The organism is Rhizobium sp. BT04 (assembly GCF_030053135.1).
Taxonomy (GTDB): domain Bacteria; phylum Pseudomonadota; class Alphaproteobacteria; order Rhizobiales; family Rhizobiaceae; genus Rhizobium; species Rhizobium binxianense.
Genome location: NZ_CP125648.1, coordinates 102679 through 121443, shown reverse-complemented (window position 1 = coordinate 121443; position 18765 = coordinate 102679). Strand labels below are relative to the sequence as shown.

General features: G+C 61.4%; 20 protein-coding genes. 7 read left to right on the top strand and 13 right to left on the bottom strand.

The genetic code is table 11. From position 1 onward, the window contains the following. Positions 1-5 precede the first annotated feature (5 nt). The 3 genes from glpD to QMO82_RS01840 all read right to left on the bottom strand — a co-directional run bounded on the left by glpD (position 6) and on the right by QMO82_RS01840 (position 3425). Positions 6-1520 (bottom strand): glycerol-3-phosphate dehydrogenase, encoded by a 1515-nt coding sequence (glpD, locus tag QMO82_RS01850; RefSeq protein ID WP_183610130.1) that lies wholly within the window; start codon positions 1518-1520, stop codon positions 6-8. Between the two features lie 119 nt (positions 1521-1639). Then, a complete protein-coding gene (locus QMO82_RS01845; protein WP_105010251.1) occupies positions 1640-2413 on the bottom strand; it encodes a DeoR/GlpR family DNA-binding transcription regulator in 774 nt (257 codons plus the stop codon). Between the two features lie 94 nt (positions 2414-2507). Next, on the bottom strand, positions 2508-3425 hold the full coding sequence (locus tag QMO82_RS01840; protein WP_183610131.1) for a DMT family transporter: 918 nt from the start codon (positions 3423-3425) through the stop codon (positions 2508-2510). 72 nt (positions 3426-3497) lie between these two features. On the opposite strand from QMO82_RS01840, the gene QMO82_RS01835 reads away from it, so the two are divergent. After that, positions 3498-4427: a LysR family transcriptional regulator gene (locus QMO82_RS01835; RefSeq protein ID WP_183610232.1), complete on the top strand. Its 930-nt coding sequence runs from the start codon at positions 3498-3500 to the stop codon at positions 4425-4427. 36 nt (positions 4428-4463) lie between these two features. Here QMO82_RS01835 and QMO82_RS01830 read toward each other — a convergent pair whose 3' ends face one another. The 6 genes from QMO82_RS01830 to QMO82_RS01805 form a co-directional block, all read right to left on the bottom strand. Further along, entirely contained in the window at positions 4464-4955 is a 492-nt protein-coding gene (locus QMO82_RS01830) for a GNAT family N-acetyltransferase (RefSeq protein WP_183610132.1), read from the bottom strand. Positions 4956-5032: 77 nt separating this feature from the next. After that, the gene (locus QMO82_RS01825; RefSeq protein ID WP_183610133.1) at positions 5033-5554 is read right to left on the bottom strand and encodes a DUF992 domain-containing protein; all 522 of its coding nucleotides are present in this window, start codon (positions 5552-5554) and stop codon (positions 5033-5035) included. A 378-nt stretch (positions 5555-5932) separates the two neighbouring features. Continuing rightward, positions 5933-6097, bottom strand: a complete 165-nt coding sequence (locus QMO82_RS01820) for a DUF1328 domain-containing protein (RefSeq protein WP_003549551.1) — start codon at positions 6095-6097, stop codon at positions 5933-5935. Between the two features lie 98 nt (positions 6098-6195). Next, on the bottom strand, positions 6196-6786 hold the full coding sequence (locus tag QMO82_RS01815; RefSeq protein WP_183610233.1) for a hypothetical protein: 591 nt from the start codon (positions 6784-6786) through the stop codon (positions 6196-6198). A gap of 106 nt (positions 6787-6892) precedes the next feature. Further along, entirely contained in the window at positions 6893-7285 is a 393-nt protein-coding gene (locus tag QMO82_RS01810) for a VOC family protein (RefSeq protein ID WP_183610134.1), read from the bottom strand. A 101-nt stretch (positions 7286-7386) separates the two neighbouring features. Then, the gene (locus tag QMO82_RS01805) at positions 7387-9009 is read right to left on the bottom strand and encodes an ABC-F family ATP-binding cassette domain-containing protein (protein WP_183610135.1); all 1623 of its coding nucleotides are present in this window, start codon (positions 9007-9009) and stop codon (positions 7387-7389) included. Positions 9010-9153: 144 nt separating this feature from the next. On the opposite strand from QMO82_RS01805, the gene QMO82_RS01800 reads away from it, so the two are divergent. Then, positions 9154-9483 (top strand): DUF6665 family protein, encoded by a 330-nt coding sequence (locus QMO82_RS01800; protein ID WP_183610136.1) that lies wholly within the window; start codon positions 9154-9156, stop codon positions 9481-9483. Between the two features lie 94 nt (positions 9484-9577). After that, the gene (locus tag QMO82_RS01795; protein WP_183610137.1) at positions 9578-10447 is read left to right on the top strand and encodes an aldose 1-epimerase family protein; all 870 of its coding nucleotides are present in this window, start codon (positions 9578-9580) and stop codon (positions 10445-10447) included. Positions 10448-10484: 37 nt separating this feature from the next. Here QMO82_RS01795 and QMO82_RS01790 read toward each other — a convergent pair whose 3' ends face one another. Beyond that, positions 10485-12074 (bottom strand): DHA2 family efflux MFS transporter permease subunit, encoded by a 1590-nt coding sequence (locus tag QMO82_RS01790; protein ID WP_183610138.1) that lies wholly within the window; start codon positions 12072-12074, stop codon positions 10485-10487. Positions 12075-12098: 24 nt separating this feature from the next. Further along, complete coding sequence (locus QMO82_RS01785; protein ID WP_183610139.1) at positions 12099-13283, bottom strand: HlyD family secretion protein; 1185 nt, start codon at positions 13281-13283, stop codon at positions 12099-12101. Between the two features lie 133 nt (positions 13284-13416). Between QMO82_RS01785 and QMO82_RS01780 the strand changes: the two genes are divergently transcribed. After that, positions 13417-14064, top strand: coding sequence for a TetR/AcrR family transcriptional regulator (locus tag QMO82_RS01780; protein WP_183610140.1), 648 nt, complete (start codon positions 13417-13419; stop codon positions 14062-14064). Between the two features lie 137 nt (positions 14065-14201). Here QMO82_RS01780 and uxuA read toward each other — a convergent pair whose 3' ends face one another. Continuing rightward, positions 14202-15389: a mannonate dehydratase gene (gene uxuA, locus QMO82_RS01775; RefSeq protein ID WP_183610141.1), complete on the bottom strand. Its 1188-nt coding sequence runs from the start codon at positions 15387-15389 to the stop codon at positions 14202-14204. Between the two features lie 45 nt (positions 15390-15434). Then, positions 15435-16154, bottom strand: coding sequence for a GntR family transcriptional regulator (locus QMO82_RS01770; protein ID WP_183610142.1), 720 nt, complete (start codon positions 16152-16154; stop codon positions 15435-15437). Positions 16155-16406: 252 nt separating this feature from the next. Here QMO82_RS01770 and QMO82_RS01765 point away from each other — a divergent pair, with 252 nt between their 5' ends. The 3 genes from QMO82_RS01765 to QMO82_RS01755 all read left to right on the top strand — a co-directional run bounded on the left by QMO82_RS01765 (position 16407) and on the right by QMO82_RS01755 (position 18746). After that, positions 16407-16820: a DUF2934 domain-containing protein gene (locus QMO82_RS01765; RefSeq protein WP_183610143.1), complete on the top strand. Its 414-nt coding sequence runs from the start codon at positions 16407-16409 to the stop codon at positions 16818-16820. Positions 16821-16856: 36 nt separating this feature from the next. After that, positions 16857-17108 carry a hypothetical protein gene (locus QMO82_RS01760; RefSeq protein ID WP_183610144.1) on the top strand — a complete coding sequence of 84 codons (252 nt, stop codon included), beginning with the start codon at positions 16857-16859 and terminating at the stop codon, positions 17106-17108. 363 nt (positions 17109-17471) lie between these two features. Beyond that, positions 17472-18746, top strand: a complete 1275-nt coding sequence (locus QMO82_RS01755; protein WP_183610145.1) for an O-antigen ligase — start codon at positions 17472-17474, stop codon at positions 18744-18746. The last annotated feature ends 19 nt before the right edge of the window (positions 18747-18765 follow it).

The window sequence follows — 18765 nt, the reverse complement described above, 5'->3', positions numbered from 1 at the left end:
CGCCTTTATCCGGCCATTGCCGGTATGGCAGCCATGTACTCCTCCAGTGACTGAGCCTGCTCCTTGGAAAGGCGCAGGCCATCCTTTGTTCTCCTCCACAGCACGTCTTCGCCGTGCCGGGCCCATTCATGTTCGGCGAGGTATTTGACTTCTGCCTCGTAGAGATCGCCGCCGAACAGCCGTCCGAGATCGTCGATCCCGCGAGCATCGCCAAGCAGCACCTCGGCCTTCGTGCCATAGCGGCGCACCAGCCTGCGGGCGTGCGGATCGGTCAGGAACGGATAGCGCCGTTTCAGTTTGGCGACCTCGGCCTCATAACCCTTGACCGGAAAATCGCCGCCCGGCAGGTGGCTCTTTGCCGTCCACGGCGCGCCCTTGACGCCGATCGCAGCGCCGATCTTTTCCAGCGCATGTTCGGAAAGCCGGCGATAGGTCGTGAGCTTGCCGCCGAAGACGTTGAGCAGCGGTGCCGCCTCACCCTCGCCTTCCAGCTTCAGCACGTAATCGCGCGTCGCTTCCTGCGCCTTGGAGGCGCCGTCGTCATAAAGCGGCCTGACCGCCGAATAGGTCCAGACGATATCTTCCGGCTTGACCGGCTCCTTGAAATATTCCGACGCCGCATTGCAGAGATAGACGGTCTCCTCCTCGGAAATCCGGACATCCTTGGGATCGGCGGTGTAGTCGCGGTCGGTGGTGCCGATCAGGGTGAAGTCGCTCTCATAGGGGATGGCGAAGATGATGCGATTGTCGGGATTCTGGAAGAAATAAGCTCTGGGATCGTCGAACTTCTTCTTGACGACGATATGGCTGCCCTGGACGAGGCGGACATGGTGGGCTTCGTTCTGGCCGAAAGCGGAACGGATGACATGGTCGACCCAGGGGCCGGCGGCATTCACCAGCATGCGGGCCTGATGGCTGTCATTGCGGCCGGTGACCGTATCGGTGGTTTCGATATGCCACAGACCATTCTCGCGCCGTGCCGCTACCACCTTGGTGCGCGGCAGGATGGTCGCCCCCTTGTCGGCAGCGTCGCGGGCGTTCAGCACCACCATGCGCGCATCGTCGACCCAGCCGTCGGAATATTCGAAAGCCTTGGCAAACAGCGCCTTTAGCGGCTTTCCGGCCGGATCGCGGCGCATGTCGAGCACCGATGTCGCCGGCAGCAGCTTGCGGCCGCCGAGATGGTCGTAGAGGAAGAGGCCGAGCCGGATCAGCCAGGCCGGGCGGATGCCGCCCTTATGGTAAGGCAGCACGAAGCGCAGCGGCCAGATGATGTGCGGCGCCATCGCCCAGAGGATCTCGCGCTCCATCAGCGATTCACGCACCAGGCGGAACTCGTAATGCTCGAGATAACGCAGGCCGCCATGGATCAGCTTGGTGGCGCCCGACGAGGTGCCCGAGGCAAAATCGTTCATCTCCGCCAGCGCGACGGAATAACCGCGCCCAACGGCATCGCGCGCAATGCCGCAGCCGTTGATGCCGCCGCCGATGACGAATATGTCGTGAATCTCCCGGCCCAATATCCCCTCCGAGCCCACTGTCGATTTCGCATCGCACAAAACTTGCGCAATTGCGAAAGTAGCATCAGTTAAAACGAAAGAGATCCGAATGTCAAACGAATGTTTCCGCAGATCGCCATCTAACGGGATCGGCCATTCGTTTCGATCAGTTTCACATTGTTTTCGAGGCAGAGATTGCGGATCGACGACACCGGACAGTGGTCGGTGATGAAGGTATGAACCTGGGAAAGCTGGCCGATCCTGACCGGTGCGGTACGTTCGAACTTTGTCGAATCGGCAACGAGAATGACATGTCGCGCATTGGCGATGATTGCTTGAGCGACCTTCACTTCGCGAAAATCATAATCGAGAAGCGCGCCGTCGATGTCGATAGCCGAAGCGCCGATCACAGCGTAATCGACCTTGAACTGGCGGATGAAATCGACGGCCGCCTCGCCGACGATCCCGCCGTCCGAACCGCGCACGACGCCGCCGGCAATGACGACCTCGATTGCCGGAAAAAGACGCAACCTATTGGCAACATTTATATTGTTGGTAATCACCATCAGCTCGTGATGGTTGGCGAGCGCCTCGCCCACCGCCTCGGTCGTCGTTCCGATATTGATGAAGAGCGAGGCACCGCTCGGGATGAGCTCGACGGCCGCAATGCCGATTGCCTGTTTCTCGGAAGCGGCGATCTGGCGGCGCGCCTCGTATTTGACGTTCTCCGTCCCGCTCGGAAATGTTGCGCCGCCATGGATGCGTGTCAGTACCTGCGCATCGCAGAGATCGTTCAGGTCCTTGCGGATTGTCTGCGGCGTCACCGAAAAGCGGGAGGCGAGCTCCTCGACCAGAACCCTGCCGCTCGATTTCGCAATCGCGACGATTTCAATTTGCCGGTCGGTCAAGAACATGGGGCGCCTTTCGATCTACTTTCGTTTTAAAGAAAGCGAACGGCGGCGCAATGCCTAACTGTTGCCAGGCCGCCTTCACGGCCCGAATTTGACGCTACCGATTCCGCATGACGTTGACGAACAGCACGCCGAGGATTGCCATGACGCCACCGATTGCGCCGAGCGCCGTCGGCGTTTCGCCCAGCCAGACGAACCCGATCAGCGTAGCGACCGGCGGAACGCCATAGAGGAAATTCGAGGCGCGGGCGGCCGTCAGCCGCTTCAGGGCGATCGCCCAGGTGAGGTAGCCGATCGCGGTCGGGAAGATAACGAGATAGGCAACGCCCCAGTTGACCTCCGCCGGTGCGGCGGCCAGCGCCTGAATCGTCGCCGGGACGGCCGGAAACAGTGGCACGGAACCGATGAGCAGGATCCAGGCAGTGACGGCAAGCGCCGGCAACCGTCCGAGCAGCGGCTTCTGCAGCACGCTGGCGATCGCCGAGCAGAGCGCTGCGCCAAGGATGAGGACGGCATTCGGATCGAGCTTGAAGCCGCCGTCGGAGGCGACCGCAATCAGCGCCACGCCGCCGAAGGAAACCGCGGTGCCCACCCAGCCCCAGCGGCCGAAGCGCTCGCCGAGCGCGAATGTGGCAATGAGGGCGGTGAAGACGGGCATGGTGTTGATGATGAAGCTCGCCGGTCCTGCCGCTACGGTCTGCTCGCCGGTGTTCAGCAGAACCGCATAGGCGGCGATGAAGAGCACGGCGGCAACGGAGAGGCGGAAAAAATCGCGTTTTTCCGGCATCGGCCGATAGATGACGAGATAGACGAGGGCGATGGCGCCGGCTGCCACATAGCGCGCCGTCGCCAACTCGATCGGCGTCAGTGGTCCGAGACAGATGCGGATCACCACGAAGGAGGAAGCCCAGGAGAGGATGGTGACGACGATCGCCCCAAAGGCCACCAAATCGAACCCGCCTTGCTGTTTCCTCGAAACCGGTACGCTTGCCGCCATGCTCATTTTCGCCTCCATATGTTCCTGCGACAGTGATTAGGCCTTCGATGCGTGCTTGAAAAGCATCGCAATCGATGATCAAATGTGCGTATGGTTCACAGCTCGCCAGTTCTTCCGCCGCTCGATACGCTCGAGACCTTTGCCCGCGCCGCCCGGCTGGGATCATTTTCCGCCGCGGCCGAGGAAAGCGGCATCACCCACGGCGCAGTGTCGCGGCAGGTCTCGCGCTTGGAGCGCTGGATGGGCGTGCGCCTGTTTGCGCGCGAAGCCCGAGGCGTGCGCCTGACGCCGGAAGGCATGCGGTTTTTCGCGCGGGCGGAAGAAGCACTTACGCTGCTCGGCAATAGCGGCGAACGCTGGCTGCCTCGCCGCAACAAGGCGGTGGTGCGCCTTTCGGTGACGCCCTCTGTCGCCTCTCTATGGCTGTTTCAACGCCTGCCGAAGCTCGAAGGAAACGAGCTGCATGTCGAGCTGACGCTCGAACACCGGCTGGCGGATTTCGGCGAAGGCACGGATCTTGCCATTCGCTGCGGCAAGGGACCATGGGCCGGCGTGCGCGCCCTGCCGCTCTGGCAGGAGAAGTCGTTTCCGATCGCCGCCCCTGCGCTGGCGGAGCGGCTCGGGCAGCGTTCCGATGCCTTGTCGCTGCTCGATCTGCCGATCCTGCACGATTCGAATATTGAAGGCTGGCGGCGCTGGCTCTCCGGTGAGGGCGTCGACTATATACCGCGCGGCCACGATCGGCGCTTCGAAGACTACAATCTGGTGATCGATGCCTGCGCCCAGGGCCTTGGGATCGCACTTGCGCGACCGCCGCTATCGGATGCCGCGATGGCCACCGGACGCGTTGTCGCTGTATCGGAGCGGACGCTCGATTACCATGTGGCCTTTCACCTGATTAGACCGGACGAGGCCCTCAGAAGCCCTGCCATCGAATTCGCCAGCCGCTTCCTGCGCGAAGCCGGCCATGACGAGGCGACGATCGCTACTTTTATAGCACCCGGCCGAGCGAAAGCGTAGTGGAAAGCTGGCGGCGGCTCCGGCGATCGCCGGTCGCTACTCCGCCGAAAACTTCAGGCGCATTTCCTTCGCCAGTTCGAAACCAGCGGCCAGATAGACGTGTTCGCCGGCATCGGAGGCATGAATGACAGCAGTCGTACAGCCGATTGATTTCAGATAGTCGACAGCCTTGTTGGTCAACTTCAGTGCGATGCCGCGCCGGCGGAAGGCGTCGGCAACATAGACGGACCAGATGTAACCGTGCAGCCGCTGTTCCGGCTGGATGACCTCCGGAAACGGCGATTGGTGCAGTTGGCAGGATGCGGAACCGGCGATGTCCCCGTCGACGATGGCAAGGAACGAAGCCAAGCGGCGCTCTTCGCGACCGCTTCTGATGAAAGACAAGATCTGCGCCGCCGCATCAGGCCTGTAGTGTCCCGGTGGTGTGCCGTAGCTGTCCCAGATTTTCAGATAGTGCCCAACCAGGATCTCGTCCTCGCTGGGCGTTGCCATTCGAATATCCATCATGTCGTGATCCGGCTTGGGCATACGAGGGCGCGAAATCGCTCCTCAGACGAGGTGGCGTCCCCTGCCTCGACGCGGCAGGGAACCACCAAAAGGTCATATCAATTCGCTGCCGTGAGCGTCATCGAGGCGCTACCGGCCGCAACGTTGAGGCCGAGTTGACCGGTCAGGCTGACCGTCTGCAGATGGATCGAGCCGGAGGTGCCGCCAACCAGGAGATTGGCGCCGACACCGGCGCCGAGCGTCGCTTCAGCGGTAGCGCCGACATAGAGACCGGCGAGCGAGCCGCGGTGATAGCCAGCGGTCGGCGCGAACACCGCCCAGATCAGCCGGCTGCGCGTGGTGAAGCCAAGGTCGATGCCGAGCTTTCTCACTTCGCCCGTATAACGATCCGAAAGTTCGTTGCCGACGGTCGACTGGAAGATGCAGTCGGCCTCTTTGGAGGAACCGAGCACGTAACCCGTGCCGCCGCCGATATCGCAGGTGAGGTAGCCGATCTTCACGCCATTGCGCAGGTCCGGCTCTTCATATGTCCTGGTGACGGGGTCGGCGGCATTGACCGCCCCCGCGCCGATGAGGCTCAACGATACCGCGGCAAATGCGGTCGCAAAAGTCTTATTCATAAGTGTCTCCTTCTCAAATCGTGACGGGAGCAAAATACCCGGCTACTCGCCACCTGATTCGGCTACAGATAACGGACGGAACCGCAAAACGATCCCGAACCGGCATCATTTACGCATCGCATGTCAAAGCGCAGGGGAGGGCGCACGCGACAAACAAGCCTACGGTTCAGCCTCTATTGGGACATTTCGAAGGCACCTTTTCGCGGCATTCGATTATTTCATGATCTTATCCGGAATGGTTGCCAGAAAGGCACATTGATCTCGATCGACCGCATTATCCGGAGTGAGTTTAGCCGCCGGTAATGGCGCTTTGCCTGATATCCAGCAAAGAAAAACCCGGCGATGTATTTCGCCGGGCTTATACTCGATCTGTCCGAACTATACTTTTCGCATCAGTCTCATGACGAGCGACACGACGAACAGCACCAGGAAAATGAAGAACAGAACCTGGGCGATGGAAGCTGAAGCCCCTGCGATGCCGCCAAATCCGAGGACACCGGCAATCAAGGCCACAACGAGAAACACCAGAGCGTAATAAAGCATCGCAATCTCCTTTTACGTTGCTGCGGAGATAACGGAGGCCGCCCCATTTGGTTCCGCCGGCCTGACGGCAGGCGCATGCAACATCGCATCGGTTCCATTCAGCCGAAGTGCAAGACGCCGTTATACATCTGGTCGCCTTCATTCGGCTCAGGAGGTTCGGCCGCATCGAGATAGGCCTTGAGCGGCCCGGTCAATACGAACCAGATGCTTGCTCCCAGCATGAAATAGGCTCCGACCGGATCGTCGATGCGGGCGATGAAGGGAAGGCAGGCGGAGGCGAACAGGACGATGATCCGCACCGACCACTCCGCCTCACGTTTGGCCATGGCGCGCGCTCTCAGCGACTTGTATTCCCGTGCGCCGTAACCGCCTCCCCCCGCCTTTACCGCTGAAAGCAGCTTTCGTGCTGACGGCAGCGCCAGCATGACCAGCGCGGTAATACTGAGCGCGAAAGGCTTGTCGGCCATGACCTGCCCGCTCAAGATCAACAGAAAGGAGAGCACGACGAGATTCCATGTCGGCTCCAGCAGCTCCGGCGGTTGCCGCGTGCGGATGTGCCAGCCCCGCAGCAAGCCCGCCGCGCCATGCAGCAGCGGCTGATCGATATAGCGATTGATCCAGTCCATGCCGATGCGCCCGTCCCCAATTGCATGAAGAGGGCTCCGAACACCACGGAAATTGGTCATCATCGTGGCGATGACCGCCGAATCCATTTATCGCATGGACGAAACGGCTTGCCGAGGCGCGTCACGATCGCAAAATCTGGAGGCGACCTCAGAACCCGGCGACACCAGCTTAGCGTAATTCCTCCGCGACCTCCCAGACATGGCCCGACGGATCCGCAAAGGCTGCCGTGCGGCGGCCCCATGGACGATCGACCGGACCATTGAGCAGCGTGACCCCGAGTGTGCGCAGTTCGGTGCAAACCGCATCGACGTCATCGACCTTGATCGTCAGCAGGACGCGTGCGCCCGCACCGGGGGATGACACCGCGGATGGCTCGACCAGCTGAGCCGCCTGCGCCGCATCCAGCAGGTTGACCATCGTTCCCGAGAATTTCAGGACAGAGGATACCGCGTCCTGATAGACGACGTCAGGCGCAAAGACCTTTCGGTAGAACGCTTTGGCCTCGTCGATATCATCGACGAACAGGGTGACGACTTCGATCCGATCCAACTGCATGGGCATTCCTCCTCCGTTGCTTCGAGCGGCCAACCGATATCGCTGGCCGGTTCTTCACTGGTCGTTTCGACGCTGACGGTTTCGACATGCCGGGCAAAAAATACCGGTCAGCTTCGCAGGCCGGGCGCCTCCTGGCCGGTGCGCGCCACATATTCGGTATAGCCGCCGCCATATTGATGGATGCCGTCGGGCGTCAGTTCCAGCACCCGGTTGGAAAGTGCCGCCAGGAAATGCCGGTCGTGCGAGACGAACAGCATGGTGCCCTCATATTGCGACAGCGCCTTGATCAGCATCTCCTTGGTGTCGAGGTCGAGATGGTTCGTCGGTTCGTCGAGCACGAGCAGGTTCGGCGGGTCGAACAGCATCATCGCCATGACGAGGCGCGCCTTCTCGCCGCCCGAAAGCACACGGCACCGCTTTTCGACATCGTCGCCGGAAAAGCCGAAACATCCGGCGAGCGCCCGCAACGGCCCCTGCCCCGCCTGGGGAAACCGGTCTTCCAGCGATTGGAAGACGGTGTGCTCACCGTCGAGAATATCCATGGCGTGCTGGGCGAAGTAACCCATCTTGACGCTGGCGCCGAGCGCGACACTGCCTTCGTCAGGCTCGGCGGTGCCGGTCACCAGCTTCAGCAGCGTCGACTTGCCGGCGCCGTTGATACCCATAATGCACCAGCGCTCCCGGCGCCGCACCATGAAGTCCAGCCCCTCATAGATGCTTCGGCTGCCGTATTTCTTGTGCACGTTCTTCAGGCTGACCACATCCTCGCCGGAGCGCGGCGCCGGCTGGAATTCGAAGGCGACCGACTGCCGGCGCTTGGGCGGCTCGACCCGGTCGATCTTCTCCAATTTCTTCACGCGGCTCTGCACCTGCGAGGCATGTGAGGCGCGCGCCTTGAACCGCTCGATGAACTTGATTTCCTTGGCGAGCATCGCTTGCTGACGCTCGAACTGGGCCAGCTGCTGCTTTTCGTTTTGCGCCCGCTGTTGCTCATAAAATTCGTAGTCGCCGGAATAGGCCGTCAGCGTGCCGGCATCGATCTCGATGATCTTGTTGACGATGCGGTTCATGAATTCGCGGTCGTGCGAGGTCATCAGCAGCGCGCCTTCATAGCCCTTCAGGAACTCCTCCAGCCAGATCAGGCTTTCGAGATCCAGATGGTTGCTCGGTTCGTCGAGCAGCATGACGTCGGGACGCGCCAGCAGAATGCGGGCGAGCGCCACACGCATCTTCCAGCCGCCCGACAGCGCTCCGACGTCGCCGTCCATCATCTCCTGGCTGAAGCTTAAGCCCGCGAGCACTTCGCGGGCGCGGCCTTCGAGCGCATAGCCGTCCAGCTCCTCGTAGCGCGCCTGCACTTCGCCGTAGCGCTCGATGATCTCCTCCATCTCGCCGGCCCTCTCGGGGTCAGCCATAGCGGCTTCCAGCTCCCGCAGTTCGGCGGCAACGATGCTGACCGGACCGGCGCCATTCATCACCTCGGCAACGGCGCTGTGGCCCGCCATCTCGCCGACGTCCTGGTTGAAGTAGCCGATGGTAACGCCCTTTTCGCAGGAGACCTGACCCTCGTCGGGCTGCTCCTCGCCATTGATCATCCGGAAGATCGTCGTCTTGCCGGCGCCGTTCGGGCCGACAAGACCGATCTTCTCGCCTCTGTTAAGGGCTGCTGATGCCTCGATGAAGAGGATCCTGTGGCTGAGCTGCTTGCTGATATTTTCGATACGAATCATGATGCGCGCTGGGTCTAGGGGGAAAGGTTTCGGCGCCCTTATGCCACGCGTCGAAACGCCGGGATAGGCCTGTTTCGAACCCTCTCGATCTGTCGAGCCGGATTGGCTAAGATCGTGGCCTACGCTGACAAGGAATTCGTGCCAATGAGCGTTCGTCCGCCGCAGTCCTTCAGACAATCCCAGCAGGATAGAAACGGCTTCAACGTCCTCGAATACGAGCTGATGTCTGAACGCGCCGATTCACTCGGGCGTCACGGGCTGAAGGTGGAGGCAGCGCTCGCCGGCCTGAAGACCTGGACTCCCGAGCGCCAGAGTGCCGAGGAGCGCGAGAGGCTTCTCAATGAAGCATCCGACGCCGTCTGGGCATTCTTCATCCAGCGCGAGATCTGCGGGCTGCGCAACAATCGCGACGCCATCCAGCGCTACGGCATCCCGAATGAAGTGATCGCAAGATTGGGCGCGGTCCGAAAATAGCCTCCGCCCGAGCGAGGCCCTTCCACCTATTGGCTGGAAATCCCCGGCGCGGAAAGGTATGGCTTGATACCAACCAGTGCGAAAGGGAATTGCGATGCCAACCTTAATCCGGATCGGCAATCAGGACCTCACCGTCGATATCTCTCCCCTCGGCGCCGAGATGCAGGCGCTGACATCAAGCGACGGACGCTCCTGGTTGTGGACGGGCGACGCAGCCTTCTGGACCGGCCGGTCGCCGATCCTGTTTCCGATCGTCGGCAAGGCGCCCGACGACAAGATAGCGATCGACGGCACGGTCTACCCGATGGCCCAGCATGGTTTTGCCCGCCGCAGCGAATTCGCCCTTGCCGCATCCACCGAGACGATGTGCCGGTTCGAACTGACCGCTTCGGAGGCGACCCGTGCGGTCTATCCGTTCGAATTTCAGCTGGCTGTAGTGCATGCGGTCGAGGACCGTGCCTTGACGGTGACGGCGGAGGTCACCAATCGCGATCAGAAGCCGATACCGTTCGGCCTCGGCTTCCATTCGGCTTTCGCCTGGCCACTGCCCGGTGCTGCCGGGCGCGACCATATCGTGACGCTCGCCAATGAAGGCGAGCCGGCGCTTGTGCGGCTGACGGGCGGCCTGATCAACCCGGTGCCTCTGCCCTCACCGTTTGATGCTGGCCGTCTGGTGCTGGATCACACGATGTTCGAACAGGATGCGATGATTTTCCCGAAGGGTGCGGGCGAAGGTTTAAGTTATGGCGCCGAAGGCGGGCCGGCCATGCAGTTCCGTTTCGAAAACCTGCCCAATCTTGCGCTCTGGACCAAGCCGGGTGCGCCCTTCCTCTGCATCGAGCCCTGGCATGGAACGGCTGCGGAAGCTGGAAGGTCGAGCGAGCTGTCGGCGCGGCCATCGACCACGATCCTGGCGCCGGGCGCTGTGGCCCGCTTCGCCTTTACGGTCGAAATTCCGCAATAGAAAGCGCTCGCCGGGAAGCCAGGCGAGCGCTTCTGTTTTAGTGGGCGCCGGCGCCTCCCCCGGCCCGCGGCTTCTGGGTGAGCAGCAGGGCGACGGCTGCAATGGCAAGAACCATGCCGATCACGGCGAACGTATCGCTGAAGCCCATGATCAGAGCCTGGCGTTTGACGACCTGACCCAACGCTACGACGGCCTTCTGGGCTGCGACGGCATGGTCGGAGACGCCGTGCGACAGGAAGTAGCCGGTCAGCTGGTCGAGGCGGTTGCGGACTTCGTCGCGGCCGAGCGTCACCGACTGACCGATGATGTTGGAATGGAACTGCTCGCGTTTGGTCAGCACCGTGCCGAGCGTTGCAGTGCCGACGGCGCCGCCGAGATTGCGCAGCATGTTGGTGAGGCCTGAGGCAGCGGCCGCATCCGAAGGTGCGATGCCGGCCGTGGTGATGGCGGTGATCGGCGTCAGCACCAGAGCCTGGCCGATGGCGCGGACGATGTTCGGAATCCAGAACTGGTCGCCTGCATTATCGGCCGACAGCATGATGTTCATGAAGCAGCTGATCGCAAAGATCGAGATGCCGAGGAAACCGATGTAACGCGCATCGAAGCGCTTCATCATCATCGGTACGAGCGGGATCAGCAGCAGTTGCGGCAGGCCGGTCCAGGCCAGCACGTTGCCGATCTGCTCGGCATTGTAGCGCTGCACCTGACCGAGATATTGCGGCAGGATATAGACGGTGCCGAAGAGGGCGACGCCGACCAGCACGTTGACCGCAACGCCGATGCCGAAATTGCGCTGCTTCAGCAGCCGGAGCTTGACCAGCGGCTTCTCCACCGTCAGCTCGATCCAGATGAAGGCGACAAGGAAAACGACGGCGAGGATGCTGAGCTTGACGATGAAGGGTGAGGAGAACCAGTCCTCCTTGTTGCCTTCTTCGAGCACGGTCTGCAATGCCGAGAGGCCGATCGCCATGGTGACGATACCAGCCCAGTCTCCTTCTCTCAGGAGGCGGAGCTGCATCGGCTGCTTGTCGAGCGTCAGGGCGAGGGCGACGACCATGATGGCGCTCGGCACGGCGTTGATGAAGAAGATCGTCTGCCAACCGTAGTTCTCGGTGAGATAACCGCCGATGGTCGGGCCGATCGCCGGGGCGAAGGTCACCGAGAGCGCGAAGATCGCCAGGCCGAGCGGCTGCTGCGGCTTCGGCAGCTTGGTCAGCACCATGGTGAAGGCCATCGGGATCAGCACGCCGCCGGCAAAACCCTGCAGGCCGCGCAGCACGATCATCGTGCCGAGATCATGGGCGAAGGCGCAGGCGATCGAAAACAGCGGAAAGAGCACTGAGTTGACCAGGATATAGCGGCGGAACGAGAAGACGTTGCTGAAATAGGCCGTCAGCGGAATGACGACAATCTCGCCGATCAGGTAGGACGTCGAGATCCAGGCGCCGTTGTCGACGCCGGTTCCGATGCCGCCCTCGATGTCGAGGAGCGAGGCGTTGGTGATCTGGATGTTGAGGATCGCCATAAAGGCGCCGATCATGCCGGCGAGAACGGCGATCCAGTCCCTGGTGCTGGCCCCTGCCCTTGGCTGCGGAACGGCGACGGCGGTTGCTGCGATGGTGGACATGACACGAACTCCTCGTCCCCCGGCCTAGCTGCGGTCGTTCTTGGTGTCGATGCTCGGCTGGACCGACATGCCGGGGCGCAGATCGCCGTTTGCGGCGGCGTCGCCGTCGAGCACGATCCTGACCGGGATGCGCTGGACGACCTTGGTGAAGTTGCCGGTGGCGTTGTCGGGCGGCAGCAGCGCGAATTCCTGGCCGCTTGCCGGAGCGAGGCTGTCGACATGGCCGTGATAGGTGCGGCCGGGGAACATATCGACCTCGATATCAACAGGCTGGCCGGCACGGACGTCGGTCAGCTGGGTTTCCTTGTAGTTGGCGATGACATAGGCTGATGTCGTCGGCACGACCGACATCAGCTGGGTGCCGGCCTGAACATATTGACCGACGCGCAGCGTCCGGTTGCCGACGGTGCCGTCGACGGGGGCTGTGATCGTCGCATAGGAGAGGTTGAGCTCGGCCTGGTGCTGGACGGCCTGGCTGCGCGCAAGAGCCGCCTTTGCCTGGGCGAGCTCGGCGTTGAGAAGATCGACCTGCTTGATGGCGGCATCGAGCGAGGCGCTGTCGCGGACGATCGCGGCCTGGGCGGCGGCGATCTGCGAGGCGGCCTGTTGCGCGGTCTGGACCGGGGCATAACCGCTGGTGGCAAGGTTCGAATAGCGCTTGTTGTTCTGCTCGGCGAAAGTCTCGTTGGCGCGATCGACGTCGAGGGTCGCGCGAGCGGCGGCAATCGTCGACTGCTGGATATCGAGCGAAGCCTGCTTGGCGTTGACGATGGCTTCCGCGGCGGCGACATCGGCCTTGGCCTGATCGAGGGCCGCCTTGAAATCGCGGTCATCAATGCGGGCAAGCGGCTGACCGGCCTTGACGGTCTCGTTGTCCATGACGAGGACCTCGGCGAGATAGCCGGAGACCTTGGGCGCAATCGTGCTGTTGTCAGCCTTCACATAGGCATCGTCGGTCGAGATATGGAAGCGGCCGACCGTCCAGTAATCATGGCCGTAATAGGCGCCGGCGGCGATCAGCACGAGCGCGGTGGCGCCGAGAAGCAGGGAGCGGCCGCCGCGCTTGCGGGCGGGCTTTTCCTCGAGGGCGGGGGCGGCAGCTTCGACGATGCGCGGCGCCTTGCCGGCATCCAGGCTTGCCGGGGCGGCTTCGGCAACGGTCTCGACGGCGGTATTATTGTTCAAGGCTTGCAGCTTCTTGATGGTCATTGTCTCTCTCCGGATGACGGTCGCCGTCACTTGGGCTGCGGCCTCTGTGTTCGGTAATTCATATTTAGGAAACTTGATATTTTCCAAAATATGTTCTACAAAACGAAAGTCAATAGGAATTTGGAAAATAACGATGGTCCAAAATCAACAAATCGAGAAGAGGCCGAGAGGCAGGCCGCAGATACGCTGTGACGACGACACCAGGGGCCTGATCGTCAAGGCTGCGAACACCCAGTTTCACGAGAATGGCTACGCGGCGGCAAGCATCGCCACGATCGCTCAGGAGGCTGGTGTTTCCACAAAGACCCTCTACCGGCTGTTCCCGACCAAGGCCGACCTCTTCGCCAGCGTGATTTCCGAACGTATCGTCGGTTTCCTGCTTGCACTCGACCCGGCAACGCTCGCCACTGCCGATCTCAGGGAAGGATTGGAGCGCATGCTGATGGCCTACGGCATGCTGTCGCTGTCGGAGGATACGGTCACCATCATGCGCCTCGTCATCGGCGAATCAGACCGCTTTCCGGAGATCGCCACGTCCTTCTACGAACAGGCGATCCTGCGCACCAATGACCTGATGGAGGACTGGCTGCGCCGGCAGGTCGAGCGCGGCCTCATTGCGCTCGACGATCCGCATCAAGCCTGCGGCATGCTGCGCGGCATGATGGCCATGGAGCCGCAGCGCGCGGCGATCCTGCGCCAGGAGCCGCCGCCGACGATCGAGGTGATCCAGGCGCGGGCGAAGATGTGCGCCAATCTTTTCCTGAAGGGTTGCGCACTCTGAAGCATCGCTCGGGCTTCAGAGTGCGATGGTTTCGTTTACGGGCAACCGGTGCGGGCGCGGCTTGTTCCCCTCTTCTCCCCGGCGGGGAGAAAAGACAAGTGGCAGCGCCTTGCCCCTCCTCAGCCAGAGACAACACCTCAGGTCGGCGGGGCGCCCAGCGCATGCAGGATGCCGCGGAGTTCGGCGAGACCACGCATGCGGCCGATGGCCGGGTAGCCTGGGGTGACAACCTTGTCGAGATCGTCGAGCATGCGGTGGCCATGGTCCGAGCGGAAGACGATCGTGTCTTCGGGGCCGCGGCGGCGGTCTTCGGCAACCAGCTCGCTTAGAACGGCAACCATATCGACGTCGCCTTCGAGATGCGCGCTTTCATGGAACGTCCGGCCATCGCCTTCACGCGTCGTGGCGCGCAGATGGGCGAAGTGGATGCGCGAGGCGAAGCGCCGGGCGATCGCCGGCAGGTCGTTGTCGGCGCGCACGCCGAGGCTGCCGGTGCAATAACACATGCCGTTCGCCTCCGACGGCACCGCATCGAAGAGAGCGGCATAATCATCGGCCGTCGAGGCGATGCGCGGCAGGCCGAACAACGAACGCGGCGGATCGTCGGGATGCAGCGTCAGCTTGACACCGCGCGCTTCGGCAGCCGGCGTCACCGCCTCCAGGAACTCGATCAGATGCCGGCGCAGCCTTGCTGCATCGATGCCGCTATAGGCGACCAGTTTCTCCCGGAAGGCCGGAATGGTCAGAGGTTCAGTGGTCGAGCCGGGCAGAGCCGAAGTGATGATCCGGGTGATGTCGGCGATCTCGTCGTCCGACATGGCTTCGAAGACGATACGCGCGCGTTCGCGGTCTTCCGCAGAATAGTGCTGTGCCGCATCCGGCCGCTCCAGAATGAAGAGGTCGAAGGCTGCGAAACGCTCATGATCGAAGCGCATGGCGGTTGCACCCGTCGGCGTCACGAAATCGAGTTCGGTGCGGGTCCAGTCGACAACAGGCATGAAATTATAGCAGACGATGGGGATGCCGCAGGCGGCGACCGCTTCGAGACTGGCGATCCACGCCTCGATTTCGGCCTTCGCCTCCCCGCCCTTGCGCTTGACGGCATCGGGAATCGGGATGCTCTCGACCACCGACCAGACGAGGGCAGAACGGTCGCCGGGTGTCGTCTCGATCAGCGACTGACGTTCGCGCACTTCCGTTTCCGTCCAGGCCCTGCCGATTGGCACCTGATGCAGCGAAGAGACGATATTGGTCGCGCCCGTCTGACGGACATCATCCAGCGTCACCGGCGCTTCCGGCCCGAACCATCTCCAACCTTGCCGCATTCTTCTTCCTTCTCTCGCCTCTTCGTTTCGTGTTCGGTCCTGCCGTCAGCAGAAATAATCGGGGTAGCGCGAGCGCAGCTCGTCGACATCGGGAATGACGGCGCTCAAGTGATGGATCATCGCGTTACGGGCTGCCGACGCATCATGGGCGGCGAGCGCATCGCGGATGATCAGGTGTTCGTGCACCACATTGTCCATCCGCGCCAGCACCGGCAGCGTCAGCCGCCGCGCCCGGTCGATCTGCACCTTGACCGTTTTCAGAATCGTCCAGATTCCGGGATAGCCCGATATCTGTGCGATCGCCTCGTGAAAGGCCTCGTCTTCCTCATGGAAGCTCGAGGTATTGCCGGTCGCGGCATACGACCGCTGGCGGGCGATGATGGCATCGAGACGCGCAATATCTGCAGCGGTGGCGATCAGAGCTGCAGTCTCGACGGTCGTGCCTTCGAGCGCTTTGCGCACGACGACCGCCTCGGGGATCGCAGAAACCGGCACACGCGACACGACGGTGCCCGACTGCGGGTAAATGTCGACCAGACCGCCTTCGGAAAGCCTCAGCAGCGCCTCACGCACCGGCGTGCGGCTGACGCCGAAATCGTCGGCGATACGCTTTTCCTGCAGCAACATGCCAGGCGGCATCCGCAGCGACACGATATTGGCATGCAGGCGTTCATAGATGGCGCCGGCCGTGGTGATACGACGCAGCCTGCCAATCTCTGGCGCGGCCGGGACGGCCAAAACTTCGGTTTCTGATGCCTGCCGCATAAAGACCATCACAGAGCGACTTTGCGGCATACTAGTATACCAGTTATTTCACCTTGCCAACACATGCCGCCGGAAGCGACGTATGACAATGCATCCGCAGGTTCAGCCCTCCGCAAATCGATCGTTTCGACCGTCGCCTGCAGGCCCCCAGATCGAATGCAGCGATATGCGGGAGGCCAGATCTTCGCATCAAGGCACTCTTTGTTTGGAACTTAGACCGGCCGTGTTGGTTGAAATCCCAAGGAGACGTTCATGAAAAACCCAGCACGACGCAAGACAAACGAAACCACGGCCGACGCCGCCCGGCCGGAATTTTCATCTGCCGCCGACGGGCGCGGACAGAAGACGGCTCGGCAAGCCGCAAACGAAATCGACAGACAGAACGGCGCATCGCCGGCAGCCCCCCGCGAGGAGGAGATCCGGAAAAGAGCATATTCCCTATGGGAAAAGGAAGGTAAGCCAGAAGGCCAGCACCGGCATCATTGGACCTTGGCTGAGCAGGAACTCGATGCGCAAGAACGCGATTCACGCGACACCGGCAATGCTCCAAATCTCGCGGCACTGCGAGAAGCCTCGCGCCAACATGCCGATGCATTCCTCGTCAAAACGGATCTTGAAGATGCCGATCAACGCGAAGCCTCCCCGGGCGGGCGCGAGCAGCGTTGAACTTCCGCCCGAGCCGATCTCAGGAAAGGTCCCGACATGGTAGACAAACAAAAGTTGAACGCCGGATTTACCGGAACACCGGCTGAGCAGCCGGAGGGATTGACCAAAGCTGCGAAGTCGGCGGCCGACGGGGTGACGCGTGAGGTCTACGCAGTTGCCTCCGGCGTTCGCGCTCACCCGCACACTGCAAGCGCATTGTTGCTCGGCACCGGCATTCTGGCGTTCGGCCTCGGCTATCTCGTCGGTCGATCATCGACCGAAAGTATGACAGGCCGATATTGGCGATAGGGTGACAAGGAGTGGGCTCGCCGGATCAAACATCTGTAGCGAAATCCCAGTCCGCGTCTCGACGCAGCCTATCGCATCATTTCGTCAGTGCTTCGCACCCGCCCTTCCATCCCCGCGCGTGTGTTAAAAACACTTGCGTGACGATCAAACCTTCGAGCCGACCTGCACCTCAGACGTGTTTACTGCCGAAGCTGGCCTTGTGTCGCATCCCGTCCTTTCGTGAAACAACATCCGTCTGTAGATCCTAGATCCTGTTGCTGGAATACCACGACGAATAAAGCCTTAGATTGCACGCAATCCTCGGCTTGACAGCCGTGACCACGATCCTTAGCGAGACGGCATCGGCATGGTCAGGATCGGCAAGTGAAATACCTCAGACAACTGAAGATGGCGGTGCTTTATCCCGATAGTGGGGCGGGAAGCGCACTCGATCGAAACAACCGCATAGCGGTCTTTTCCTTTGCAATCCTTCCCGGACTTTCGCCGAACTTTAATTCGTTCATCCTTCTGGCATCGATGGTGTGGGGCATCTACTGTCTGGCGACGGGCCGGCTTGCCTTAAACCTGTCGAGATCCGACCGGCTGGTTGCCATCGGCATGTCTATCTACCCGCTGGTGATGATCGCAAGCATATTCATCAATCCGCCCTACTCCGAAGAACTGGACTGGATATTCCGGCTGCTGCCGTTCCTTTCGGTCTGGCTGATATTGCCGCGAATGCGCCAATCTCCCGATGGCAGCCTGGTGCCGCTGTTTATCCTCGGCGCCGGTATCGGCATGATCATTACCTTCCTCTTTAGTCTGCTGCAGATCATGTTTCTGATGGAGAGGGCAGAGGCCGGAACTTCGAACGCTGCGCTGCTGGGCGTGATAGGCGTTCTTTTCGGCGGTATTGCGCTTCTTAACGTTCAATCACCCAAGAGTGTCGAGCAAAGAATTGCCATATTGGGATATGCCGCCGGTCTGGGCTGCGTCCTGCTTTCCGGAACGCGCTCGGCCTGGCTGGTGATACCCATTCATATCGTCATCTTTCTCTGGTACTTCCGCAAACACAGCTTCCATCTGAGTTTACGCAGCCTCGCCATTACCGGCTCTTTGCTGTTTGCGGGGCTGATTGCCCTCGGCAGCGGCCAAATCCTCCACCGCATCGAGGCGCTGCAGGAAAATATGGCATCGCTCGAACGCAGCGACGGCGAAGTCACGTCGCTGAGTGCACGGTTCGCTCTGTACAAGGGTGCGGTATCAGCGATCAGCAAGGACCCATTGACCGGTTATGGCCCGCAAAACCGGATGGCTTCGGTGCTGGCAGAGCTGCCCGATAGCATAAGGCCACAACTGACCTATTCGCATGTCCACAATGGTTTTCTCACTGCAGGGATCGACGCCGGCATCTTCGGCATTGCAGCGCTTTCGCTAATGCTGGCGACACCCGTGATCGGCGCGTGGAGAAAGGAAGCTGGGCCGGGCCGGGACTTGGCCATTGCGCTCGCTCTTCTGCTCGTCAGCAGCTATGTCATAACGGGCAGCTTTGGCATCATGTTCAATCAGAAGGCCTTGGATCCGATCTTCGCCTATCTCGTCGCCCTTATTTGCGTGGATCGCGGCAGCACAGGCTTTGCGCCCGTTGTTCACAACTGACGTTTGGCACCAAAGTTGT